This is a genomic window from Algoriphagus yeomjeoni, from assembly GCF_049821175.1.
Classification (GTDB): Bacteria; Bacteroidota; Bacteroidia; order Cytophagales; family Cyclobacteriaceae; genus Algoriphagus; species Algoriphagus yeomjeoni_A.
Map to the genome: position 1 here is coordinate 1 of NZ_CP187512.1, position 25,024 is coordinate 25,024.

Sequence of the window (25,024 nt, forward strand, 5' to 3'; positions counted from 1 at the left end):
ATGAGTTCAGAAGCTAGCGCCGTTTGGAATGAATGTTTACGTGTTATCGAGCAACACGTCAATGAGCAGAGCTTTTCAACTTGGTTTAAACCTATCAATCCCGTAAAACTTGAAGGCACTTCGTTGACGATTCAAGTTCCTAGTCAATTTTTCTACGAATGGCTGGAGGATAATTATGTGCAAGAGCTGAAAATCGCTATTAAAACAACCCTGGGGCAAAGTGGGAGATTGGAATACGCAGTGGTTGTAGATCGAGGTAACTCTTCGAATCAACCTTATGTAGTTTCATTTCCCCAAGGGAATTCAGCAAGTAATAAGAAAGCGCAAGTTCAGACTGAGCCTGACAAGACTCCTTTTGAGATGAAATCGCTAAATGCAGAAGCATTGACGAATAGTAATCTAAATCCTACTTACACTTTTACCACCTATATAGAAGGGGATTGTAACCGGCTTGCACGATCTGCAGGATTTGCTGTTGCCACAAAGCCAGGAATCACTTCCTTTAATCCCCTGATGGTTTATGGTGGAGTAGGTTTGGGAAAAACGCACTTAGTACAGGCGATTGGGAATGAGATCAAAAACGGTCCGGATAATAAATTCGTGCTGTACGTTTCCTCTGAGAAATTTGTAAATCAATTCATGGACTCCATCAAGGATGGAAATGTGAAAAGTTTCACCAATTTCTACATGCAAGTGGACGTGTTGATCATTGATGATATTCAGTTTTTGGCTGGAAAAGATAGAACCCAAGAAATGTTCTTTCATATTTTCAATCATTTGCATCAAAGTAAGAAGCAAATTATCATGACTTCAGATTGTCCGCCTAGGGATTTGAAAGGATTGGAGGAACGATTACTTTCCAGATTCAAATGGGGTTTGACGGCAGATCTACAAATGCCTGATTTCGAAACGAGGGTTGCGATTATTAGAAGGAAGATGCAGTCTGAAGGAATTATTATTCCTGATGATGTAGTAGAATACCTGGCTTACACAGTAGATACCAATGTGAGAGAGCTCGAAGGGATTCTTATTTCATTGATTGCACATGCTTCACTGAACCGTGTTGAAATCAGTCTTGAACTCGGTAAAACCGTGATGAAAAACATCATCAAGGACATTGAAACTGAGGTGGGAGTGGATTTTATTCAGAAGACAGTTTCTGAATATTATGGAATTGCGCTGGATGACTTGAAAGCAAAAACAAGAAAAAAGGAAATTGTGACTGCTCGGCAAGTTGCGATGTATTTTTGCAAGGAATTCACCAATCATTCTTTGAAATCAATTGGCTATCACTTTGGAGGAAGAGATCATTCTACGGTCATCCATGCGGTGCAAACAGTGAATGATATCATGGAAACTGATACTTCTTTCCGAAATGCAGTGCTAGAGCTGAAGAAGAAATTCAAGATGCGGTCATATTAATCTGGACGTTTTTAGCTTTTAACTATTCGTTAAGCACTTTACCCATCGTATCTTCAAATCGCTGTAAAAGCCTAATGTAACGTTTCTGAATATTATCTATGAATTTCTCTTGCGTATCAATGTCATACACTGGGCTGTATTGAATTCTATCAATCACGATATCCAACCATGCTTTCCCATCATCGATTAATTCAGCGTGAAAAGCTTCCACTGTCAAATCCCTAGATCCGGAAAAAGGCCCTTTTCCTATTTGCTTGAAATAATGGGTAATCACATTCAGCGCCAACTCGTGCGTTGCTTCAAAATGACTTAGGAGATCTCTAGCTTGGGACTCGGTGAGTTTACCATTTTTTGCTCTCTTCCCGTAGTCGGTTAGGTCCACTAGTTCCGTACTAAATTCCTCTAAAAGAACTGCGCAGGATTTTGAGTTAGTTTTCATAATATGGGGCTATATTCTAATACTCTTAAAATAATAAAATATGATGAATATTATATATTATTTAGTGAATGTTATTTAAATGTTAAAGAAGAAAAGCAGGTTTTGTATTTTTGGCACGGAAGAAAAAAAATATTTTTTTATTAAAAACTGCAAAAGTAGGGGTGGCAATGAAAAGTCTGCTTTTTTGAATTTGAGCTTCAATTAGTGAAGAAAATTTAAATTTTATCAGCTAAAAAATTTGTTTGAGGGTCATAATCCATAGAAAAGTAATCTAAGAAAAGGCATTTTGCCAAATACTGGTAGTTCCTACAGTCTGATGAAATTTGTACGGTTTCCGAAATTACATATATTTGTTCTGTACGATTATGAAACATTAACGTTTCAACTAAATATTAATCAACCAAATTAAACAAAACCTTTATGAAGAAAATTTTACTATTTTCTTTCTTGATGGTCCTTACAGGTATTGCCTGGGCCCAGACCCGTACTATTGAAGGTACGGTGACGTCATCGACGGATGGAACCACATTACCCGGAGTAAGTGTCCTCGTGAAAGGAACTCAAAACGGAACGATTACCGATATCGACGGTAAGTACCAGCTCACTGTACCAAGTACAGGAGGAGTGTTGGTATTCTCTTTTGTAGGCATGACCTCAACAGAGATTGCGATTGGAAACCAATCAACCATTGACGCGCAGTTGGCAGATGATGTGACTCAACTAAACGAAGTGGTAGTAACCGCCTTGAACGTAGAGCGTGAGAAAAAGACCTTGGGTTATGCAACTCAGGAAGTAACTTCTGACAACTTACGTGTAGCTAGAGAGACAAACTTGAACGAAGCACTGGCAGGTAAAGTGTCAGGTGTACAAGTAATTTCTGGTTCAGGTGCTAAATTTGGTGAGGCAGCTGTCCGTATTCGTGGTGTAAGAGGATTTGGATCAAACTCTCCGCTATATGTAGTGGATGGTATTCCTACAGCAGATCCTGCTACTATCAACATGGACAACGTGCAGTCTATCAACGTATTGAAAGGTGCGAATGCATCCGCTCTTTACGGTTCTAGAGCTCGTGATGGTGTGATTTTGATCACCATGAAAAAAGCTAAGGCAGGTAGAATGAACATTGACTTCAACAACACTACTACGTTTGAGAATGTCTCTGTAATGCCTAAGTATCAGAACCAGTATGGTGGAGGTTACTCTCAGGAGTTTCAGACTTTTACCTTCAATCCGGCTACTGATGACCCAGCTTTGGCAGGTCTAAATGGAGCTTTGATTCCTGAATTTTATGCTGATGAGAGCTGGGGACCTAGAATGGACGGTCGTCAGGTAGCTCAGTGGGATGCTTTCACGCCAGGTACAGACACATATGGTCAGACTAGACCATGGTCTCCTAATCCTGACAATGTGAAAAACTTCTTTAACACGGGTGTAGCTCTTAACAACAGTTTGTCAGTAAGTAAAGCAGGTGAAGGTTATAACATCACAGCTACTCTTTCTAACGTAAACCGTACTGGTGTACTTCCTAACACTAAGCAAGAGAAAACTTTCTTGAACTTAAATGCAACTGTAGATCTTGCCAAAAACTTGACTTTGACTACACTTGCTAACTACAACAGAACTAATGTATTTGGTAGCCTTACTGAAGGTTATCAAGGAGGTAGTATTGGACAAAACTTCAACCAGTGGTTCCAGAGACAATTGGACATGGATTTGTTGAAGAAGTATTACAGAATGCCTGATGGAAGATACACTAGCTGGAACATCAACTCAGCAAGAAATTCTAGACCATTATACTGGAATAGCCCATACACTGAGCAGTATGCCAACTTCTCTGAAAACACTAAAGATACGTATAGCGGTAAGTTCGGATTGACTTATGAGTTGATTGATGGACTTTCTGTATCTGCTAATCTAAGTCGTTATTTTACTTCATATTTCTCTGACGGACGTACTGCTTCAGGAACATTAGATCTTGATTCTTATGGCCAAAGTAAATATCAACAAAAAGAGGATAATTATGAGTTTTTAGCTCAGTACAGTAAAGTGACTGAAAACTTCTCTGTATCAGCTTTGATTGGTGGAAACATTAGAATGGAAGAGTACAGTTCAAATAGTATTTCTACAGCTGGTGGACTTTCTGTTCCTAACTTGTATAATATCAGTGCATCTGTTGATAGACCTAATGCTTCTAACTACTTCAGTCAGCGTCAGGTAAATTCAATCTTTGCTCAAGCTAGCTTTGGTTGGAAGGAAATTGTTTTTGTGGATGGATCTATTCGTCGTGATTACGATTCTGTTCTACCTACGACAAGTAATGCATTTACTTATCCAGCGGTTTCTGCTTCATTCATTTTCTCTGAATTATTGCCAAACACCAACATCTTATCATTTGGTAAACTACGTGCTGGTTATGCTGAAGTAGGAGGAGAGCTTAGTCCATATCAATTGGATCCGGCGTTCTCATTAGGAACTCCTTATAATGGGAATCCAACGATGACTTATCCAAATTCTTTGATTGATCCTAATCTTCGTGCTTCCACTACAGGTGCACTTGAAGGTGGTATCGAATTAGCTTTCTTGCAAGGTAGAATTAGAACTGATTTCTCTTACTACTACTATGATAACTCTAATGAGATCTTAAGCACAGAGGTTCCTAGTACAACAGGTATTTCTTCTTACACAATCAACGCAGGTAAAACCTTTACTAAAGGATGGGATGCGACAATCGGAGGTACTCCAGTGCAAACTGCCAACTTCAATTGGGATGTTAACTTCAACATTGCAAGAAGTAGAAACGTAATCGAAGAAATTTATCCAGGTATCGATGCGATCCAACTTGTTAACGGTTTCCTTGGAAACCGTGTAGCTGGTGGTTGGGGATCAATTTCAGCCAGAGCTAAAGTAGGCGAAGAATGGGGAACTATCATCGGTGAAAAATTCCAAAGAGACGAAGCTGGAAACATCCTAATCGATGAAGATGGCTATCCAATGACTGAGCAAAACCAAGTTTTGGGTACAGTACTTCCTGATTATACCGGTGGTATTTTCAATAGAGTGACTTACAAAGGTTTTGAATTGAGTTTCACTATTGATTGGCAAATGGGTGGTAAAATCAACTCTATCACCAACATGTTTAACGCATACTCAGGTCTAGGTGAAATGACTGTAGGTAATAACGACAGAGGTACTCCAATGCGTGATCCAGTAGCAGATGGTGGTGGGTTGAGATTCGACGGTGTTTTTGCTGACGGTACTGAAAACAACATCTATCTAGAAGCATCTGAATACTTTAAATCTCAATTTGCACTTCATGAGGCTTGGGTTTATGACGCAAGTTATGTGAAGCTTCGTGAAATCAGATTGGGTTACAGCCTTCCACAGTCGCTTCTTCAGCGCACAAATTTTGTAAGAACTGCTTCCTTTGCAGTAGTTGCAAACAACCCTTGGTTGATTAAGACTAATGTACCTGGTTTGGATCCTTCTCAAGTGAGTGGTGATACTAGAAACTCCAGAAACAATGGTGCATGGGTAGATTCAGGTCAATTGCCTGCTACTCGTTCTATCGGTTTTGACATTCGTCTAGGATTCTAAATTAAAGAAACATGAAAAATTCAATTTCAAAATATATACTTGTAGGGATGATTGCCGTAGGGGTGACATCTTGTGATCTGGGAGATTTTGGTGATACCAACGTCAACCCAAATCAAACTACGACAGCTATCCCTTCTTCCCTTTTGACCAACTCAATCAACGGGCTGAAGGGTACTATAGATGATCCTACTGGATCTCTATATTCCCAATATCTGGCAAACTCTCAATACACCAGTGCTGATAACTATCAGACGATTATTTTCAATTACGGTGGGTATTATAGTGGAGTGTTGATGGATTTGGAGCAAATCATCATCATGAATAGTAATGAGGAAACTAAATCTGAAGCTTCCCTTTATGGTTCAAATGCGAATCAGATCGCTGTTGCTCAAATTCTTCAGTCTTACTATTTCAATTTCATTACTGACAGATGGGGTGATATTCCTTATTCTGAGGCTTTGAATATTGATGAGGGAATTCGTCAGCCTTCTTTTGATCCTCAATCAGAAGTTTATGCTGGGGTTTTGGCTACTTTGAAAACAGCTCAGGCTAATATTTCTTCTACTGCTCCTGTACAAGGTGATATCCTTTTTGATGGGGATATGGACATGTGGAGAAAGTTTGCTAATACCATCAGAATGAAAATGGCGTTGAGAATGTCTGAGGTGGATCCTACCACAGCAGCTGCCGAATTTGCTTCTGCTATCAATGATGGTGTGATTGCATTAGACAATAGCGAGAACATTTTCTATGCAAACTTGCCTGAAGCAGCTTTCCAGAATGCTTGGTATGCACGTTTCCTTACTCGTCGTGATTATGCTGTTGCCAATACTTTGGTGGACAGAATGCAGACTACTGCAAACGGTGGAGTACTTAACGTATCAATGGATCCTAGACTTCCTGAATATGCAGATCCTACTGACATTGGTGGTAAGTATGTTGGTATGCCTTACGGACTTAGTGAAGCTAGAGCTGGTGCTATTTCTAACTCAGATGTTTCTTTCTTGAATGCTGATTTAAGAGCACAAGCTGCCCCAAACTACATCTTTACATCTGCTCAGGTATTGTTTTCAATGGCTGAAGCTGTACAAAGAGGCTGGATTTCAGGTGATGCTGAAGCGCTTTACTACCAAGGTATTGAAGCTTCTCTTGAGCAATATGGTGTAGCAGATGGATATGCTGCTTACATTGCTAATACGTACGTGCAGTTTGATGCATCTAAAGCTGTCGAGCAAATTGTCACTCAGAAATGGATTGCTAACTACCTAAATGGTTACGAATCATGGGCTGAATGGAGAAGAACAGGTTATCCTGATTTGCAGCCAGGTGAGGATGCTTTGAATGATAGTAAGCAAATCCCAGTACGTCAAGCTTATCCTTTATTTGAGCTGAACCTTAATTCAACCAACTACGACGCTGTAGTTGCACGTCAAGGTGCTGATGGATTGGATACACCAGTATGGTGGGATAAATAATACTAACTAAATATCATAAAATGCCATCTACAATTTGTGGATGGCATTTTTATGCTTCATATTCTATATGAAAGAAAAACTACTTCCACTACTTGTATTTTTAGTACTTTTTAATACAACTTTTCTCTTGGGTCAATCAGTCGAAAAAACTATTGTCTTTGATAAAAATTATGTAGAAACACCACTTCCAGAAGTTTTGGAAGACCTTGAAAACCAATCCGAAATTCGTTTTTTCTATAAAGAAGAATGGGGGATAGATGCTTTCTTAGTCAATGGAATTAAGGGGCAAGATGCAGTTGAAACCATCAATAGCTTGCTGAGCACGTATGGTTTTAGTATAGTTGCCTATAAGGATCTCTTAGTCTTGGTAAACCAAGAAGGCCTTGATGCCTACCGATATGAGCAATGGGATGAAGATGATCTTAATCTTAAAGAATACCAATTAATAGGTACTGGCAAACCGGAGAATTCCAATTTGCCTGTGACCCTCACCGGTCAAATCACAGACGCAGGTGAAAATGAAGCATTAATAGGAGCTAGTATTCAAGTAGTAGATAGTTCCGAAGGAGTAGTGACGGATTTGGATGGTAACTATGAATTAACCATCATCCCGGGTAAATATAAATTACTTGTGCAATATGCTGGATATGAGCCAAAGTCTATTGATGTTCAGGTAATTAACTCCGGTGAATTAAATGTGGCACTTTTTAATGAAACATTGAAGCTGGAAGAATTCACGATCACTGCAAGGAGTCAGGATATTTCAGTTTCTGAGAAAATTGCTGGCAGGGAGATATTGGACATTGCAGTGATAAAGAGCTTACCTACGTTTATGGGAGAAGTAGATCCTATCAAAAGCCTGATTTCTCTACCAGGTGTCAGTTCTGTGGGTGAAGGCTCTTCGGGATTTAATGTGCGAGGTGGTGATCCTGGCCAAAATCTAGTGATGATGGACGGCGCAATAGTTTACAATAGCTCACATTTATTTGGCTTTTTTGGGGCTTTTAACTCTGATCTGATTAGAGATGTGGAAATTTACAAGGGTGGCGGTCCTGCCAATTATGGGGGAAGAGTTTCTTCTGTGCTTAATGTAAATCTCCGAAATGGGAATTCTCAGGGAATCGATGTACAAGGTGGTATAGGATTGATTTCATCCAGGCTCTTGGTAGAAGGTCCATTAAATAAGGATAAAACAACTTTTCTCCTCTCAGGAAGAACAGCATATCCTAACTGGATGCTGAAGCAAATGAAGGATCCTGATCTCTATCAAAGTGCAGCTGGATTTTATGATGTGAATTTCAAAATAAACCACACCATCGATGAAAATAATGTCCTCACTTTTTCCAGTTACCTAAGCGATGACAATTTCGAATTTGCTTCCGATACAGCATATGTATGGAAAACCAAGCTTGGAATTCTAAAATGGGCACATCGATTCAGCAACAAGTTCCTGATGCAAACGCAGGTGGTAGTAAGTGATTTTCAAAGCAATATTAGAAATACTCAAGAAAGCTACGACTTCGACTACACTTCGGGTATTGTAAATTATCAGGGGAAAGTCGATTTCTCATATGAATTGGGCACTGCTCATAAATTGGATTTTGGCATAAGTTCACTTTACTATTCCTTTAACAATGGGGATTTTAATCCGGGTTCAGAGAATACTACCTCTGATGAAATCCACATACCTGAAGAGTATGCTTTGGAAAGTGCTATCTATCTAAATGATGAATTTGTTATATCACCTAAGGCTTCGCTTGTCTATGGTATTCGTGTATCTAATTACCTGGCCCTCGGTGGAAGCTATTATGATTTTGATCCAAACCAGCCTAAGTCCTCTGCGACGATTACAGATACCTTGAGTTTCGGTCAAAATGAGGTAGCCAAAACCTACATTGGTTTCGAGCCTAGAGCATCTTTTCGCTGGCTCGTTACACCTTCCAGTTCTTTGAAGCTAAGCTACTACCGAACTAATCAGTACATTCATTTGATATCCAATACGGCTGCTATTTCTCCGGTGAATTATTGGAAATCCTCTGGCTACAATCTTTCGCCTTCAATTGCTGATCAATATACTATTGGCCTCTTTAAAAATTGGAAGGATAACCTTTTCGAAATATCAGTAGAGGGATATTATAAGAATATTCAGCAGGTAGTAGATTATAAAAATGCAGCTTCTATTTTGTTGAATGAGAACCTTGATGCTGACCTCATTCAGGGTGAAGGCCGTGCGTATGGTGCAGAGTTCTTATTACGGAAAAATCGCGGAAAGCTAACAGGATGGCTGGGATACACCTATTCGCGAAGCTTGAGGAAGTTTGATGAGTCCGCATTTGAAGAGGAAAAGATTAATGGAGGTGATTTCTTTGCTGCCAACTATGACAAGCCCCATGACATTTCCTTGGTAATGAATTACAAAGTAAGTAGAAGGTTTGCGATGAACTTAAACTTCGCCTATTCTACGGGAAGGCCGATCACAGTTCCAGTTTCTAAATTTCAATACGAAGACATTCTTTCTGTCTTGAATTTCTCAGACAGAAATCAATATCGTGTACCGGATTACCATAGACTAGACTTGTCTTTTACCCTGAAAAGTGGTCTGAAAAAGGAGAAAGCAATTGACGGTGAGTGGGTATTCTCTGTGTATAACGTCTATGGCCGGAAAAACCCGTTCTCAGTGTACTTCACGCAGCGAGGAAATGCATTTCAGCTTTCGGTTCTGGGTAGTGCATTCCCATCTATCTCTTACAATTTTAAATTATAAAGATGCGACAGAGTTATATTATTGCGCTTCTATTGATTCTGACGGCATGTATAGAGCCGATTTCTTTTGAAACAGGCAGTGAGCCCAGACGTCTGGTGGTGGATGGATTTATTTCTAATATTTCATTTGCCGATCAATCCCAAAAACCTGCTCCGCCGCGCCGTTTTTATGTGGCAGTAAGATGGAGTAGTGAGGTAAATAACGTGTTGGATGAGGTGATTTCGGATGCCACAGTGACTTTGATTTCATCTGATGGAGATAGTTTTGGATACTTCTGGGATGAAGCAGAACAGCGATATCTCATCAGAGACGTGGATTTTTCTGCAAAAGAAAATGTGGATTACAAGGTTCGTATTCAAACCTCTGAAGGAAAAGTGTATGAATCGGATACCGATAGGTTGCATCCCGCTCCAGCGATTCAGGAGATTAATATGGAGTACAAATCAATCTTGAAAAGTATATCAGTAGGGAATCAAACAGAGATTGTAGAACAGCGGGGTATCCAAGTTTCGGTTCCTTTGGAGGAACATGGTGGAGCGGAATACTATTACCGCTGGAAAATAGTCCCAAGTTGGATATTTGAAACATCTAGGCTTCCCGAAGAAAATATTAATAAGCGTTGCTATGTTACCAACCTCTATGAATATCAGTCAATTAGTGTTTGGGAAGATAAAACTGGCGGCCATAATCGTGATCTGTTTTTCTTGGAAACTGATGACAATGAACAGGTTCAATATGGTTATTCTAACTTGATAACTCAATACAGTCTTTCTCCTGAAGGCTATGAGTTTTGGGATCAACTGGCTACTCAGCAGCAGAGTGGAGGAGGGATTTTTGATCCTCCGCCATTTTCTTTGGTTACCAATATTCAGAATGTGGATAATCCAGAAGAAGCCGTGTCGGGGTTTTTCTATGTTGCTCATGAATCTTCCTACAGATGGAAGCTTACCCCGGAAGACCTACCTTATACACTTACTTTCATAGATCCGTGTGAGCCTGTTCCAGGTGTACCATTTATTCCTCCAGCGGGATGTACCAATTGCCTAGAATACAGGGGTTCATATACAGAAAATACCAACCAACAACCGATATGGTGGGATTAATAAAGAAAATATTACCGTTAGCATTGTGTTTTGCAATGTTAATTACAATCGCAGCTTTGGGACAATCAGCCTCATTTCAGGTGAGAATGCTGGTCTCTTCGTCTGTGTATGTGAGTGGGGATTTAGTTGCATTGCAATTACAGACGCTTGATTCCGAGGGAAGGCCAATTTTGGAAGGTAGCCTGATTAATTTGTACCTAGTTGACCATTCTGGAAGTACTGTTGCTATAGAACGCTTCAATTCGGCTAAGCAGGATGCTGATCAAGCTTTTTTGTTGCCTGAAGAATTGATTACGGGTAATTACAAATTAATAGCGCAGATCCAAGGCTCCAAGTTTCAGACAGAAGCTCTGATCCATGTCTATAGCCCAACGATTTTTTCCTCCACAGCTTTACCGGAAAATGCAAATCCAGAGCTAGGGGCTGAAGTAGTAAATGCAGCAACTGTGGATGAAAATATACAGTGGAAAGTAAATGAAGATAGTTTTAGTATTTCTTCTGAAACCTTAGATTTCGGGGTGTTGACAGTAAAGGTTTTTGACCCATTATTAGAGGGATACCCTGTTTCAGGCGTTGTTAAAAAGTTAGAATTAGCGGAGGCAAAAAAAGAGTCTTTTCAATTGATTCCACCTTCTAAAGATCCAAATTCCAGAATCTCAGTGTTTTTTCTGGATCAAGGAATGGTAGAAGAATATAATATGCGGGATAGTGCATCTATCGAAGAAAAATTAATGCAGCATCAAGGCTCTTCTGCTGTTTGGGCTTATCAGTTTGATAATTTGGGGGAACCAATAGGTGAAGTGACTGTGAATATTTCTGATTGGAAAAACAAGAAATTCAGCTCGTTTGATAATACAGTGCCCTTTGATGATGTGGTTGTGAATATCTTGGATCATAAAAGAAAGCGGAAATATATAGACCAGATCTATAGGACTGATTTTGATAATTATGAGCCATTCTGGCAAAAATCAGATCAAGTAGCTCCAGATCAGGTGTATTTGTCTGATGATTACCAAGGAATCGCAACCTTGAGAGAAGCATTTTCCGGGATTGTTTCCAAGGCATCAGTCAAGCGAAATAAAGACAGCTACGAACTCATTCTTTCACCGGCAAATTCTGGTTTTCGATATGAGAAAGGCCCATTGATTTTATTCAATGGATCGCCGATTTTTCAATTTGGCGATTTGATAGAAACACCTTGGCACCAGGTTTATTCGATTTCAGTATACAATTCATTTCAGTCACAAAATCGCTTTGGAATACTTGGAAGGTTTGGGGTTGTAAGTATAGAGATGAAGCCTGAATTCGACGATCCATTTGGCGCTAATAAGGCAGCCTACCCATTCTATTTGGGGATAAATGATTTGGTGCAAATCAACTCAGAGGAAACTGATCCCACAACTCCAGATCTGAGACCAGTGCTACTTTGGATCTCTGGCCAGTCTATCACATCTGAGAATTCCCAGACTTTTGAATGTGAAGCCTCAGATGTACAGACTAAGCATGTGATTTGGGCAGATCTACTACGTAAGGATGGGAAATCTATACAATGGACACAAACTCTTAAGGATCAATCCTCCAAGGAGTAAATTACCTTACGCTGTAACTTTGCATAAATGGCTGACCATTGGAGGCTACTCCCTCGAGTAATAATCTTCCACTGAATTTCTCCAAATATGCCCCGACTTTAGTAGGGTCCTTTGCTGGCTCATTGTTAATTTGAGTGATGACAAATCCCTCTCTCAGCCCAAGCTCTCGGAGATAGCCTCTGGTCAAACCAGAGATTTTGATACCGTATTCCACACCAAATTTATCTTTTTCTATCGTGTTGACAGCTTCCAGTCTTGCTCCAAGAATCCCTGAGCTATAAAACTCACGTTTGATCACTCCGTTGCCGCCTTCTAAATTTTGAAGTTTTAGATTGGCGGATTTCGGACTGCCATTTCTCAAATAGGTTACTGGAAGTTGCTCACCTGGATAATAATAAGAAAGTGTTTCTTCAAAGCTGCCTTTTCCTGTTATCGGTTGAGACCCAAGTTTGGTAATCACGTCATTTCGTTGAAGACCTGCTCTTTCTGCTGCGCCGTCTTTGATCACGTGAGTGACTATTACACCATCCAGCGTTTTGATATTCATTTCTTCCGCCAATTCTGGCGTGATTTCAACTGCTTCAATTCCAGGAATTGCTTTTTGGACTTCTCCGTATTGAATCAGGTCATTAGATACTTTCATTGCGATGTCCACTGGTACAGCAAAGCCATAACCAGTATATGAACCCGTTCTGGAAAGAATTGCAGTATTTATCCCGACTAGTTCTCCATTCACATTTACCAAAGCTCCACCGGAATTTCCAGGGTTAATCGGAGCATCAGTTTGAATGAAACTCTCTAAAGGAAAATCACCACCTAAAATATTGATTTGCCGCTCTTTGGCAGAAACTATTCCCGCAGTGACGGTGGAAGTTAGATTAAATGGATTACCGACAGCTAGCACCCATTCTCCGATTTTCAAGTCGCGACTACTCCCTCGTTTAATTGATGGGAGGTTTTCGCCTTCAATTTTCAGAACAGCTATATCTGTGTTTTTATCGGTACCGACTAGTGTAGCTTTATAAGTTCTTTTTTTATGCACCACCTCGATCGTCTCAGCTCTGTCGATTACGTGATTATTTGTTACGATATAGCCATCTCCAGAGATAATTACTCCCGAACCAGTACTGACTTGCTGCGAAGGGGCGCTGCCACCTCCGAAGAAGTAGTCAAACATGCTATATCTTCTTGGATCCGTTCCGGAAAAGTTCTTGATAAAGACGACTGACTCCGTGCTGTTTTCAGAAGCGTCCACAAAGGAGATTGGAGCATCAGCTGTAGAGCGGGAGGAAATAGGCTGATATTGAGAAGCGAAACTTACTTCTGTTTGATTAGTGTTTGGGAAATCAGAGAATTCCTCTGTTTCATTGAAATTGATAGTTGTCCAAACTGCAGCTCCGGCCAAGCCTGCCAGAAAGGAAACTCCGGTTGTTTTGAATAGACTGTTCATAAGGTGAATCTTTTATCAATTTGACGTCTGCGAAAATATTCCGTTGAATAAATTCACATTTTTTAAGTTCCTAAACAGGATAAACGCTGCATTTTATCCTTTAATATTATGCCATTCAGCAAAAACTGACGATTTGTACGAGGAAAAATGGGAGCATCTTGTAATTTTGTCAGCTATTGAGAAAACCCTTTTTACTTGACAGGGTTTTATTTCCTCAACAATTTCAAACTGAATGACAGAACCCAAACGCGTAGCCATCCTGGGCAGCACCGGAAGTATTGGTACTCAAACTCTCGAGGTAATTCGACAGCATCCTGCAGACTTTATCGTTGAGGTTCTTACAGCCCAGAACAACGCAGATTTACTAATTGCCCAAGCTTTGGAGTTTTCTCCAAACGTCGTAGTAATCGGGAATGAAAGCCTGTATGAAAAAGTTCGCGATGTCTTGCAACCAAAGGATATCAAGGTGTACGCTGGCAGCAAAGCAATCGCTCAGGTGGTGGAGATGGATACGATCGATGTAGTGTTGACTGCATTAGTGGGTTATTCAGGCCTGATTCCAACCGTAAATGCGATTAAAACAGGAAAGCAAATCGCCTTAGCCAATAAGGAGACTCTCGTAGTAGCCGGAGAAATTATCACTGCTCTCGCAAAAGAAAATCGGGTGAATATTTATCCTGTGGATTCAGAACATTCGGCAATTTTTCAATGTCTGATTGGCGAATTCCACAACCCAATTGAAAAGATCATTCTAACTGCTTCTGGAGGTCCTTTTAGAGGAAAAGATAGAAAATTCCTAGAGACAGTGACGCGTGAACAAGCTCTCAAGCACCCCAATTGGGATATGGGAGCAAAGATTACCATTGATTCAGCTTCTTTGATGAACAAAGGTCTAGAAGTGATTGAAGCAAAATGGCTTTTTGGGTTGAAAACCGAACAGATAGATGTAGTCGTACATCCACAGAGTATCATTCATTCTATGGTCCAATTTGAGGATGGTTCTATCAAAGCGCAACTCGGATTGCCGGATATGCGTATTCCAATTCAGTTTGCCTTAAGCTTCCCTGATCGATTGAAAAGTGATTTTGAGCGTTTTGACTTTATGAATTACCCTCAATTGACTTTCGAGCAGCCCGATCTAAAGACTTTTCAAAACCTTCAATTGGCTTATGACGCCCTTGCAAAAGGGGGAAATGCACCATGCGTGCTGAATGCTGCCAATGAAATTGCGGTAGCAGCCTTCTTGAATAAAGAAGTCGGTTTTCTGGAAATGTCTGATTTGATTGGCGAAACTCTCGAAAAAGCTGAGTTTATTGCACATCCAAATTTGGAAGATTATGTAGCGACGGATAGGCGGGCTAGAGAAATTACACAAGAACTAATAACGAATAAAGTATAATGGATACCTTAATTATGGTGGGCCAATTACTCCTGGGATTATCAATCCTTGTGGGGTTACATGAGTTGGGCCACTTGCTTACCGCCAAGATGTTTGGCATGAGAGTAGAGAAATTTTCTATAGGTTTTCCTCCGAAAATCGCTGGTTTCCAGTGGGGAGAAACTGAATATTCTATCGGTGCAATTCCGCTGGGAGGATTTGTAAAAATCTCCGGAATGGTGGATGAGTCCATGGATGCTGACCAAATGGCTGGTGAGCCTCAGCCTTGGGAATTTCGCTCCAAACCAGCATGGCAACGTCTTATCGTCATGCTGGGCGGGATCATAGTCAATGTCGTTACCGGTATCATCATTTTTGTGATCCTGGTTTACAATAATGGGGAAACTTACTTTTCCCGAGATCAAGTAGTTGAAAACGGTATCGAAGCATTGGAAATCGGTGAGTCTATTGGCTTGAAAACAGGGGATAAGATTTTGGATATTAATGGTGAACCTTACCAATCCATTAACGATTTGACTGCTGGTTCGGCTTTGCTTAGCGAAAATGGGTATTACACAGTTGACCGTGATGGAGAAATCATCAAAGTAGAAATACCTCGAGGTTTTATCAATTCCTTCAACAGTCAGGAAGCAATCAATAGCTTTGTTGAAATCCGTTACCCTTTCGAACTGAAGGTAATAGATGAAGGAGGAGCTGCTGATAAAGCTGGAATCACCACAGACGATAAGATCTTGTCAGTAAATGGTCAGCCTATCACTTACTTCGATGAACTGAAATCTGTTTTGGCAGATGCCAAAAGCCAAGAAGTAGATATTGAAATATTGACTAGTGCGAATGATACTGTACACAAGATGGTGGCAGTGACAGATCGAGGCACCATAGATATTGCTGTGACTCCTTTGATCGATATGGTTCAACGCAAATACGGTTTCGCCGAAGCGTTGAAAAAAGGAACTACTAAAGCATTTACTGTGGTAATAGTGAATGCAAAGGCGATGGGTAAGATGTTTACAGGTGAAGTTTCTACCAAAAATGTAAGCGGACCTATCGGAATGGCAAAAATCTACGGTGACACTTGGAACTGGACTAAATTCTGGACAATTACAGGGTTGATCTCCATGATTCTTGCTTTCATGAACTTACTTCCTATTCCAGCTTTGGATGGTGGGCATGTAATATTCTTACTATATGAAATGATTTCTGGCCGGGCACCATCCGATAGATTCTTGGAGAATGCGCAGAAAGTCGGAATGGTTATACTCCTCGCTTTGATGGTATTTGCGATCGGAAACGACGTGCTGAAGCTATTTACTGGAGAGGGATAAAATCTTAACCTGCCATTCTGACCACTTCGGTCTCTTGGCATGCACCTTGACCTTTTAGGAAGAACCTTCGTATTTTGAGGGTTCTTCTTTTATTTTAGCATAAAACCGACAGCTTAGCTGTCATTCTGTCTATATGAGCCAATTCGAAAATTCTGTGTTTCAAAACTTAATGGTCGGTGAATATGCCGGTGAGGGAGATCTGATCCAGCTGATAACCGACGAAGAGGATGATTCACAAGGAAAGGAAGTCCTTGAGGAAGAGATTCCAATACTTACGGTAAGAAACACAGTCCTTTTTCCTGGAGTAGTAATTCCCATAACAGTAGGAAGACAGCGGTCTATCCGCCTGGTGAAGAAAGCGCAAAAGGGAAATAAATTGATAGGAGTGTGCGCTCAGATCAATCCAAATATCGATGATCCGGGATGGGAAGATATCTACCAAGTAGGTACGCTTGCCAAAATCATCAAAATGATCGTGCTTCCTGATGGTAATACTACGATCATCATACAAGGTAAAAAGCGTTTCAAAGTCAGTGAGCAAATCACGGATGATCCGTATTTTATTGCGAAAGCAGAATACCTGGAGGAGAATTTCCCGAAAAGCTCCAAGAAAATTCAGGCACTTGAAGAATCTTTGAAGGAGTCTGCTACCCGAATACTTCACTTGAATCCAGAAATTCCCCGTGAGGCACAAGTAGCTTTAGATAATATCGATAATACCCCTTTCCTTACACATTTTCTTTCCTCCAATATCAATGCTCCGGTGGAAGCCAAGCAGCGATTATTAGAAATCAATGATGGCGTGGAGCGTGCAACGCTTTTGCTAGAATTTATGATGAAGGATATTCAGATGCTGGAATTGAAATCTGAAATTCAGAAGAAAGTACATACAGACATCGATCAGCAGCAACGGGATTATTTCTTACGTCAGCAGATGAAGGTGCTTCAAACCGAACTTGGGGATGAAGGTCCAGAAAAGGAAGTGGAAGATTTGCGTCTTCGAGGTGCCAAGAAAAACTGGCCTGCTGAAGTGAAAAAACACTTTGAAAAGGAACTTGATAAAATTCTTAGAATTAATCCTTCGGCAGCGGAATACCCAATCGCATTGAATTATGCTGAAACCATGGTGGAATTACCATGGAATGAGTTTACGCAGGATAATTTTGACCTGAACCATGCTAAGAAAGTCTTGGATGGAGATCACTTTGGACTGGAAAAAGTCAAAGAAAGAATCATAGAATACCTTGCTGTATTGAAGTTGAAGAATGACCTAAAGGGTCCAATTCTTTGTCTTTACGGCCCTCCAGGCGTGGGTAAAACTTCCCTAGGCAAATCAATCGCTGCGGCACTTGGCAGAAAATACATCAGAATGTCTCTTGGAGGCATGCATGACGAAGCTGAGATTCGCGGTCACCGTAAAACCTACGTGGGCGCTATGCCGGGTAAGATCATTCAGAACATGAAAAAGGTCAAAATCTCAAATCCGGTTTATGTGCTGGATGAGATTGATAAGCTTTCTTCAGATTTTCGTGGCGATCCCTCTTCAGCATTTTTGGAAGTGCTGGATCCAGAGCAAAACAATGCTTTCCTGGATAATTACCTTGAAGTAGAATATGACTTGAGTAAGGTCCTTTTCATAGCCACTGCCAATTCACTGGATACCATTCAACCTGCTTTGAGGGATAGAATGGAAATCATTGAAGTGACTGGCTATACGCAAGAGGAGAAGGTAGAAATAGCGAAGCGTCACTTAGTGCCAAAGCAGCGTAAAGAGCATGGGCTAAAAGCCAAGCAAATTTCATTTGATAAGGGCTCTTTAGTGAAATTGATTGAGGATTATACCCGAGAATCAGGTGTGAGAAGCTTGGAAAGAGCAATTGGAAAAGTGGTGAGAAATATTGCCAAATCAATTGCTATGGAAGAAGAGTACAATCCTAAAATCACAGCAGCGACAGTTAGAAAAATCTTGGGTTCTGAGATTTTTGACAAAGAGTCCTATACTGATAATAGCATTGCAGGAGTGGTGACAGGCTTGGCTTGGACCAGTGTGGGCGGTGAGATTTTATTCATCGAGACTAGCTTAAGTAGAGGTAAAGGGAAGCTTACCCTTTCGGGACAGTTGGGTGATGTGATGAAGGAATCCGCCATTACAGCTCTATCTTATTTGAAGTCTAAAGCTGATAAACTCGGCATTGACCATCGTGTTTTTGACCAGTATGATCTTCATATTCACGTGCCCGCCGGAGCTGTTCCTAAAGATGGACCATCTGCAGGTATCACCATGCTTACAGCGATGGCTTCTGTTTTCACCCAGAGAAAAGTAAAGGCTAAAGTAGCTATGACTGGCGAGATCAGCCTAATAGGTAAAGTTATGCCAGTGGGAGGAATCAAAGAAAAGATCTTAGCTGCTAAAAGAGCTGGAATCAAGGAGATTATCTTGTGCAGCAAAAACAAGCGTGATATCGAGGAAATCGATGAGCAATATGTGAAAGGAGTTGATTTTCACTTTGTAAATAGAGTTGAGGAAGTATTGGATATTGCTTTGCTTAAAACCAAAGTCGATCACCCACTTCATTTCAATTTGCAATCCGAAAGCGGAAAAGAAAACTAGTCTGGATGCGAATACTATCATTGATCGAGTATTCGCATTCTTTAAAGCAAACCTACAATAGGCTCAGATTAATACTTTAACCACTACGATCTGAGTACATTTTAAGCTAACAACATGGGAAAAATACTTTCACTTACTCCTAGACAAATAGTCGCAGAGTTGGATAAATATATCATTGGTCAGAAAGACGCCAAGCGTAATGTAGCAATTGCACTAAGAAACCGAATCCGTCGCTTGATGGTGAAGTCGGAAATCCAAAAGGATATTGTGCCAAATAACATCCTGATGATTGGTTCTACCGGTGTGGGTAAAACTGAGATTGCCAGAAGATTGGCAAAAGTCGCAAATGCACCATTTACCAAAGTGGAGGCTTCTAAGTTCACTGAGGTGGGCTATGTAGGTCGTGATGTGGAGAGCATGGTAAGAGACTTGGTGGAGCAATCTGTTGCTTTGGTCCGTGAGCAGAAAAATGAAGCTGTAAAAGCAAAAGCTGCGGATGCTGTAGAAGAAATTATCCTCGATATCCTGATACCTCCAGTGAAAAGTGCTGGTTTTACCCGGGCTATTCCAGTGGATGCAGAGGAGAATGCAGAGCCAAACAATGATGCCGAGTTGAACGAACGAACTCGGGAGCGATTCCGAGAGAAGCTTCGCGAGGGCGAATTGGATGAACGAAAAATCGAGATCAGTGTAAAAGCTGGTTCTCCGATGGGCGTAGGAATGATTGGAAATGGAATGATGGACGATGCCAGTATGGCAGGACTTCAGGATATGATTTCTAATATGATGCCTAAAAAAGTCAAAAAACGTAAGGTGAGTATTTCTGAAGCTCGCAAGATTTTGCTGGAAGAAGAAATGTCCAAGTTGGTTGACTTTGAAGAAGTGAAAGAGGAGGCAATCAAACTTGCAGAAAACAATGGGATTATCTTCATCGATGAGATTGATAAAATTGCTTCTAAGTCAGGCAAAAATGGAGGAGGACCAGACGTAAGCCGCGAAGGTGTGCAGCGTGATTTGCTGCCAATTGTGGAGGGATCGGCTGTAAATACCAAGTATGGAGTGATCAATACAGACCACGTGTTATTTATTGCAGCTGGTGCTTTTCACGTGGCTAAGCCATCTGATTTGATTCCAGAATTGCAGGGTAGATTCCCGATTCGAGTAGAATTGCAGAGTTTGACTCAAGAGGATTTCTCAAGAATTTTGCGCGAGCCCAAAAATGCACTCACAAAACAGTACCAAGCTCTATTTGAATCCGAGGAAGTTTATCTTGAGTTCAATGATGAATCAATCGAGGAGATTGCTAGATTGGCATTTCTAATTAATCAGGAAGTGGAAAATATTGGAGCCAGAAGACTGCACACAGTGATGAGTCATTTACTAAACGATTTCTTATTCGAAGTGCCGGATACCATTACCGCAAATTCTAAAATCATGGTAACCAAAGAAATGGTACAGGATAGATTGAGTTCTTTGGTACAGAATAGAGACTTGTCGCAGTATATCCTTTAATCCTGAAATAAAATAATCTCTTTATAATGAAGAAATCCCTGCTGATACTTACAGGTCATAGCAAAGGTCTAGGACGAGCTATTTTAGAAACTTACTTAAGTAAGGACAATTTTGAAGTGATAGCTATTTCTAGAACAAAACTGGGATTAAGTAATCCTAATCTATCCGAAATCAGCATAGATTTCGGGGATTTGGATGTGTTGGAAAATGAACTTTCCAATTTATTTCCATCCGATGAATTCGAAGAAATAATATTGATCAATAATGCAGGTTGGATAGGGGAGATCAAGCCTGTTGGTAGCCTGCAGGTGAAAAACCTGAGAAATAGTGTCAACATCAATCTGCTGGCGCCTATGTATCTCACGAATGCATTTGTCACCGCTTATAAAGATTCTCCTGCAAAAAAGATCATTTGTAATATCAGTTCTGGAGCAGCCTCCAAGCCTATGGAAAGTTGGGGAGAATACTGTAGCACCAAAGCTGCTATTGCCATGTTTACTATGGTTGCTGCAAAAGAAAACAGAAATTCTCATTTTAGATTTTTTAGCGTAGCTCCCGGTATCGTGGATACTCAGATGCAAGAAGAAATCAGGCAAGCAGATGAGTTGGATTTTCCACAGATTGACCGATTCAAAAGCTATAAGGAAAATGGGGATTTGTCCTCTCCAGAATTGGTCGCTTCCAAGATCACTTATCTATTGGCGAATGAAAATGAATTCCAGGATGTCATTCAGGATGTCAGGAATTTTGACTTGCCTTGATATCATTTCTTTGGATAATCAATAAACCATGTTTTGGTGTTTTCAGCGCGAACCTGAATCCAATGATCGGTATCAACTAGCCAGCCATATAATCCAGAAGTGGGCAGGTTATCAAAGTTTCCGCTGAAATAGTCTATAAAGTCATTCATTCCAGGATTGTGGCCTACCACAAAGATCAAATCATATTCATCATCTTGCCTCTGGATACATTTTAAAATCATAGCTGCAGACGCATGATATAGGTTCTTTTCGTAAACTATCTTCGAAGTGGAAATATCAAGTACTTCAGCAAGAATTTCAGCAGTTTGGGAAGCTCGGATCGCTGTTGAGCTGAGTATCAAATCGGGGAGTATCCCTTTTTCTTTAAGTCGTAGTCCCATTTCAGGCACATCATTTAATCCACGATCAGCTAAGGGTCTATCGTGATCGCTCAGTTTAGGGTTATCCCAAGCTGACTTTCCGTGTCTCACCAAAATTATTTTCTTCATTTCCTGAAAATAAGAATGATTATTTTGTTTTTTTTAATTGAATATTTACTTTTAACGCTCTTTCAATTCCAATTTATCACAAATTATTATGTTTACCGGAACAGTAAAATTTTACAATGAAGCCAAAGGGTTCGGATTTATCGTTGACGATGAGTCTCAAAGCGAAGTATTCGTACACGCTACTGGCCTTTTGGATCAAGTCGCACAGAATGACAAAGTAACTTATGACATCAAAGATGGCAAAAAGGGACCTAACGCTGTCAATGTCAAAAGAGCTTAATTATTATCTTTTTTGCTAGCGAAAAAACTATCCCCTGGAGTTTAATCTTCAGGGGATTTTTTGTTTTCATTAGCATCAGTTGAATCTTCTTTCGGCTCTATTTTGATGGAAGCTGGGCTGATGTCTTCTCCTGGTTTTGATATTTTTTCCTGCCAGTTTGAAGGAACAGATTTTAAATAAAGGTCTCTTTTTGGGAATGGGATTTCAATGCCATGCTCTGCGAATTTCTCAAAAATGGCACTCATTACTTCGCCTCGTACGTCGATCCAGATATCCATACTTTCTACCCAGAAAAGTACCCGGAAGTCTACAGAACTATCGTTAAAGGTCTGCATATATACCCGGGGAGTGGGTGCTTTCAGGATGCGATCTCCTTTCATTACCTCTTCTAGTACTGATTTTACTAGCTTCATATCTGATCCATAGCCCACTCCAATGATTAATTCTACTCTGCGTTTTTTGTCAGAAAGTGTCCAATTGATCAAACTTTGGGAGAGAAGGTCACCGTTTGGTACTACGATCTCGGAACCGTCATAAGCCTGAATTTTGCTAGCTCGGATACCTACATCTTTTACCGTCCCGGCATTCAAACCCACTTGGATTTCATCGCCGATCTGTATAGGGCGCTCGAAGGCTAAGATTATTCCAGATACCAGATTGTTGATAATCGTCTGCAAACCAAAGCCTATGCCTACCGATAAAGCACCTAGGACGATGGCTATTTTGTCAAAAGGAATTTTGGCAGCAGTCATGCCTATCAAAAAACCTATTGTCAAGACAGCTAGCCGAATCAGCAGTACAGAACTACCGAGTCGCTGTTTTCTTGATGCGCCTGTTTTTTGATCTTTGACGGACGCGAAATAGGCAATGTTATTTGCGAGGAAGGTAGAAACATACAGAACTACAGCGAATAGAAGAATGCTTCCATATTGAAATACAGTATCGCCTAGGGTTCTGTCTTTCAATAAGAATTCTGAAACGCTAGTATATGCCTCATCAAAAAAGCCCAAATGCCAAATTAATCCATATAGCCAAATAGCCGTAGCGCCAACGTAAAGAATTCCTTTCATTCGCCTTTGCAAATCTTGGAAATCAAAATACGAGGTGAATACGTCGCTCTCTTTTTTGCTATGCTCTATGAATAAATAGATAGCTTCCAGAAAAACATTTACAAATAGGAATAAGCCTATGCCACGATAAAATAATATTACGCCGGTGACAGAATAAGTTTTTGAAAGACTGAATCGTCCTAAAAGATTGCTGAAAAAGGCGAAAGTTTCGATAACGATAAGAAATATGGCGAGGTATTTTAAAAATGTATATCGCTTTTCGTTATTGGATAAGACTTGTTTCAAAACCAAAACTCCCATACCAACCAATACTAAAGATGAAAGCAAAATATACCATCGCTCCTGATAAACTACTATCCAGTTTAAATTGCTAATAGCCAATATTATATAGGGTAAGAGGAAGGTGAGCCATATTTTATTGATTCCTTGGCCAAACTGCTCTTTGATTAGAAAACTGGAGGCAATGACTAAAGACAAGGATAATATGGAGATGAAAACCAAAGGAGGCTTACTGAATATTATCAAAAAGATGGGTATAAGAATTATTAAAGTAGAAAAGAAGGTGTGTTTATTGAAATACTTTACCCGATCTAAAATGAGCGATGCAAAGTCTTTCTGACTGCTTATTTCTTGGATTGTTGATTTGATCTTCCAATACAGAAGACCAAAAAGTACAGCACAGATTAAAAAAGTATATACATTCCTCTCAATATAGGCTTTCATTAGATCAATATTGAGATCAAAGGATCTTAAAGCCATTGCATATAAATCTTTCGATATCGGATAGTTTATGGGTTCCCAAGCGTAGTTGATCTCTTTGGTCCAATATTGCCGGTCAAGATTTTTCTTGGTCTGATCTAGATATTGCTTCAGTGCTAAGAAAACCATTGCGTTTTCAGAAACTCTAGCCTGAAATCTCGCCACCAGAATTTCTTGTTCTAAGTAAACACTGTCTATAGTTTTCATTGCTTTTTTGAGCATGTTCAGCTCGGTATTGATAGCAGGAACTAAAGTGGTATCGCGGAGCGTCATAGCAAAGAGTGAGTCCGACTTCATGGAATTGAGTTTATCCCCAACGGTGGATAGTAAGTCTACTCTTTCTTGGATTTTCTTCTGAATTGCCTTGTTTTCATCAACTACAGTGGAAACCAGGTTCTCCATGCCAATCAAATATCGGTGGTTTAGATACCCGGAGTCTGATTCAGTTTTGGTTTTGACTCTCTTAGCTACAATATTGATAATAGCTAGCCTTTCAGACATATCTGTGGTGTCCATGGCCTCTGCCAGTTCTATATTGAGCTCGCTCAGATCGTAAGCATATCGCTGGGCCTTGTTGATCACCCGAGTTAAAATTGCCCCACTGGTTTTTGTTTGAGTGAGATTTACAGAATCAGAGAAAATAAAGAGGCTGTCAATCAGCTCTTTACCTGTACCTTCTTCTGATGAAATACTTTCCGTAGTGGAACCTTGAGCAGATACTAATTGAATCATCTGCATGTATAAAAGAAGTGTTATTAGTATTTTGTACATAGGGCTGAGTTTGAAAATTTAAGATAGAGAATAAAGAAGTAGCTACGCAGACCTAAAACAACATGAAGCTTGATTGAGTTAGTACACTACAAGTTATGAGATTAGAAATTCAAATCATGAAGAACCATGAGCACTGAATACACGTGTAATTTGATGTCAAAATTTCGGTATTCAGATTAATCTTTTCTGGGTTTTTCAGAATAGTCAAGCAA

16 protein-coding genes are annotated in these 25,024 nt (G+C 40.2%); 12 read left to right on the forward strand and 4 right to left on the reverse strand.

Annotation, left to right across the window (positions count from 1 at the left end; translation table 11 throughout):
* Window positions 1-1,422, forward strand: coding sequence for a chromosomal replication initiator protein DnaA (gene dnaA / locus ACPUEN_RS00005; RefSeq protein ID WP_425637795.1), 1,422 nt, complete (start codon window positions 1-3; stop codon window positions 1,420-1,422).
* 22 nt (window positions 1,423-1,444) lie between these two features.
* Here the strand turns inward: dnaA and ACPUEN_RS00010 are convergent, their stop codons facing one another.
* Window positions 1,445-1,861 carry a nucleotidyltransferase substrate binding protein gene (locus ACPUEN_RS00010; protein ID WP_425637796.1) on the reverse strand — a complete coding sequence of 139 codons (417 nt, stop codon included), beginning with the start codon at window positions 1,859-1,861 and terminating at the stop codon, window positions 1,445-1,447.
* Window positions 1,862-2,281: 420 nt separating this feature from the next.
* On the opposite strand from ACPUEN_RS00010, the gene ACPUEN_RS00015 reads away from it, so the two are divergent.
* From ACPUEN_RS00015 to ACPUEN_RS00035, 5 genes are all read left to right on the forward strand, one after another.
* Window positions 2,282-5,455, forward strand: coding sequence for a SusC/RagA family TonB-linked outer membrane protein (locus ACPUEN_RS00015; RefSeq protein ID WP_425637797.1), 3,174 nt, complete (start codon window positions 2,282-2,284; stop codon window positions 5,453-5,455).
* Between the two features lie 11 nt (window positions 5,456-5,466).
* Complete coding sequence (locus ACPUEN_RS00020) at window positions 5,467-6,930, forward strand: SusD/RagB family nutrient-binding outer membrane lipoprotein (protein ID WP_425637798.1); 1,464 nt, start codon at window positions 5,467-5,469, stop codon at window positions 6,928-6,930.
* 67 nt (window positions 6,931-6,997) lie between these two features.
* Complete coding sequence (locus tag ACPUEN_RS00025; RefSeq protein ID WP_425637799.1) at window positions 6,998-9,694, forward strand: TonB-dependent receptor; 2,697 nt, start codon at window positions 6,998-7,000, stop codon at window positions 9,692-9,694.
* 2 nt (window positions 9,695-9,696) lie between these two features.
* Entirely contained in the window at window positions 9,697-10,797 is a 1,101-nt protein-coding gene (locus ACPUEN_RS00030) for a DUF4249 domain-containing protein (protein ID WP_425637800.1), read from the forward strand.
* On the forward strand, window positions 10,785-12,386 hold the full coding sequence (locus ACPUEN_RS00035) for a hypothetical protein (RefSeq protein ID WP_425637801.1): 1,602 nt from the start codon (window positions 10,785-10,787) through the stop codon (window positions 12,384-12,386). Before ACPUEN_RS00030 ends, ACPUEN_RS00035 begins: the two co-directional genes overlap by 13 nt.
* A 1-nt stretch (window position 12,387) precedes the next feature.
* Here the strand turns inward: ACPUEN_RS00035 and ACPUEN_RS00040 are convergent, their stop codons facing one another.
* Entirely contained in the window at window positions 12,388-13,836 is a 1,449-nt protein-coding gene (locus ACPUEN_RS00040) for a trypsin-like peptidase domain-containing protein (RefSeq protein ID WP_425637802.1), read from the reverse strand.
* A 232-nt stretch (window positions 13,837-14,068) separates the two neighbouring features.
* On the opposite strand from ACPUEN_RS00040, the gene ACPUEN_RS00045 reads away from it, so the two are divergent.
* The 5 genes from ACPUEN_RS00045 (at window position 14,069) to ACPUEN_RS00065 (ending at window position 21,444) form a co-directional block, all read left to right on the forward strand.
* Entirely contained in the window at window positions 14,069-15,235 is a 1,167-nt protein-coding gene (locus ACPUEN_RS00045) for a 1-deoxy-D-xylulose-5-phosphate reductoisomerase (protein WP_425637803.1), read from the forward strand.
* On the forward strand, window positions 15,235-16,560 hold the full coding sequence (gene rseP / locus ACPUEN_RS00050; RefSeq protein ID WP_425637804.1) for an RIP metalloprotease RseP: 1,326 nt from the start codon (window positions 15,235-15,237) through the stop codon (window positions 16,558-16,560). Before ACPUEN_RS00045 ends, rseP begins: the two co-directional genes overlap by 1 nt.
* 133 nt (window positions 16,561-16,693) lie before the next feature.
* Window positions 16,694-19,171 carry an endopeptidase La gene (lon, locus tag ACPUEN_RS00055; RefSeq protein WP_425637805.1) on the forward strand — a complete coding sequence of 826 codons (2,478 nt, stop codon included), beginning with the start codon at window positions 16,694-16,696 and terminating at the stop codon, window positions 19,169-19,171.
* A 114-nt stretch (window positions 19,172-19,285) separates the two neighbouring features.
* Window positions 19,286-20,683 carry an ATP-dependent protease ATPase subunit HslU gene (hslU, locus tag ACPUEN_RS00060; protein WP_425637806.1) on the forward strand — a complete coding sequence of 466 codons (1,398 nt, stop codon included), beginning with the start codon at window positions 19,286-19,288 and terminating at the stop codon, window positions 20,681-20,683.
* Between the two features lie 26 nt (window positions 20,684-20,709).
* Window positions 20,710-21,444, forward strand: a complete 735-nt coding sequence (locus ACPUEN_RS00065) for an SDR family NAD(P)-dependent oxidoreductase (protein WP_425637807.1) — start codon at window positions 20,710-20,712, stop codon at window positions 21,442-21,444.
* Window positions 21,445-21,446: 2 nt separating this feature from the next.
* Here ACPUEN_RS00065 and ACPUEN_RS00070 read toward each other — a convergent pair whose 3' ends face one another.
* Entirely contained in the window at window positions 21,447-21,932 is a 486-nt protein-coding gene (locus ACPUEN_RS00070) for a SixA phosphatase family protein (RefSeq protein WP_425637808.1), read from the reverse strand.
* An 88-nt stretch (window positions 21,933-22,020) separates the two neighbouring features.
* Here ACPUEN_RS00070 and ACPUEN_RS00075 point away from each other — a divergent pair, with 88 nt between their 5' ends.
* Window positions 22,021-22,212 (forward strand): cold-shock protein, encoded by a 192-nt coding sequence (locus ACPUEN_RS00075; protein WP_111613281.1) that lies wholly within the window; start codon window positions 22,021-22,023, stop codon window positions 22,210-22,212.
* Between the two features lie 41 nt (window positions 22,213-22,253).
* Here ACPUEN_RS00075 and ACPUEN_RS00080 read toward each other — a convergent pair whose 3' ends face one another.
* Entirely contained in the window at window positions 22,254-24,812 is a 2,559-nt protein-coding gene (locus tag ACPUEN_RS00080) for a mechanosensitive ion channel family protein (RefSeq protein ID WP_425637809.1), read from the reverse strand.
* Window positions 24,813-25,024: the final 212 nt, after the last annotated feature.

Excerpts from the sequence above, each read along its gene's own strand:
- ACPUEN_RS00010 (WP_425637796.1), bottom strand. The coding sequence starts at position 1,861 with ATGAAAACTAACTCAAAATCCTGCGCAGTTCTTTTAGAGGAATTTAGT.
- dnaA (WP_425637795.1), top strand. The coding sequence starts at position 1 with ATGAGTTCAGAAGCTAGCGCCGTTTGGAATGAATGTTTACGTGTTATC.
- ACPUEN_RS00045 (WP_425637803.1), top strand. The coding sequence starts at position 14,069 with ATGACAGAACCCAAACGCGTAGCCATCCTGGGCAGCACCGGAAGTATT.
- hslU (WP_425637806.1), top strand. The coding sequence starts at position 19,286 with ATGGGAAAAATACTTTCACTTACTCCTAGACAAATAGTCGCAGAGTTG.
- ACPUEN_RS00040 (WP_425637802.1), bottom strand. The coding sequence starts at position 13,836 with ATGAACAGTCTATTCAAAACAACCGGAGTTTCCTTTCTGGCAGGCTTG.
- lon (WP_425637805.1), top strand. The coding sequence starts at position 16,694 with ATGAGCCAATTCGAAAATTCTGTGTTTCAAAACTTAATGGTCGGTGAA.
- ACPUEN_RS00080 (WP_425637809.1), bottom strand. The coding sequence starts at position 24,812 with ATGTACAAAATACTAATAACACTTCTTTTATACATGCAGATGATTCAA.
- rseP (WP_425637804.1), top strand. The coding sequence starts at position 15,235 with ATGGATACCTTAATTATGGTGGGCCAATTACTCCTGGGATTATCAATC.
- ACPUEN_RS00020 (WP_425637798.1), top strand. The coding sequence starts at position 5,467 with ATGAAAAATTCAATTTCAAAATATATACTTGTAGGGATGATTGCCGTA.
- ACPUEN_RS00075 (WP_111613281.1), top strand. The coding sequence starts at position 22,021 with ATGTTTACCGGAACAGTAAAATTTTACAATGAAGCCAAAGGGTTCGGA.
- ACPUEN_RS00030 (WP_425637800.1), top strand. The coding sequence starts at position 9,697 with ATGCGACAGAGTTATATTATTGCGCTTCTATTGATTCTGACGGCATGT.
- ACPUEN_RS00065 (WP_425637807.1), top strand. The coding sequence starts at position 20,710 with ATGAAGAAATCCCTGCTGATACTTACAGGTCATAGCAAAGGTCTAGGA.
- ACPUEN_RS00035 (WP_425637801.1), top strand. The coding sequence starts at position 10,785 with ATGGTGGGATTAATAAAGAAAATATTACCGTTAGCATTGTGTTTTGCA.
- ACPUEN_RS00025 (WP_425637799.1), top strand. The coding sequence starts at position 6,998 with ATGAAAGAAAAACTACTTCCACTACTTGTATTTTTAGTACTTTTTAAT.
- ACPUEN_RS00070 (WP_425637808.1), bottom strand. The coding sequence starts at position 21,932 with ATGAAGAAAATAATTTTGGTGAGACACGGAAAGTCAGCTTGGGATAAC.
- ACPUEN_RS00015 (WP_425637797.1), top strand. The coding sequence starts at position 2,282 with ATGAAGAAAATTTTACTATTTTCTTTCTTGATGGTCCTTACAGGTATT.